Source organism: Bacteroides caecigallinarum, from assembly GCF_016901995.1.
In the GTDB taxonomy this organism is placed as follows: domain Bacteria; phylum Bacteroidota; class Bacteroidia; order Bacteroidales; family Bacteroidaceae; genus Phocaeicola; species Phocaeicola cellulolyticus.
In genome coordinates, this window is sequence record NZ_JACJLE010000192.1 from 1 (window position 1) to 292 (window position 292).

Annotated in this window: 1 protein-coding gene; it reads left to right on the top strand. The window is 40.4% G+C overall.

The features are described from left to right. On the top strand, nt 1-292 hold a 292-nt coding region (locus H6A61_RS15590), incomplete at both ends, for a group II intron maturase-specific domain-containing protein (RefSeq protein WP_275951563.1).

Here is a 292-nt window from a genome sequence, read left to right on the forward strand (position 1 = left end):
TACGGAAGTACAACGGAACATTGTTAATAAAGCCCTCAAAGAAAAGTCAGAAACGTTTCACGGACAAACTGCATGAGGTTGTGCTGACCAAAGGTAAGTCACTATCCCAGCAGGAGCTGATAGAGAAACTTAATCCTATAATAAGGGGATGGGGTAACTACTACAGCCATGTGGTATCAAAGGAGGTGTTCTGCCGATGTGACCATATCTTAATAAATCAACTTAAAAGATGGTCATATCGCAGACATACCAACAAGTCAAGGAAATGGATAAGGAAGAAGTATTTTATCCG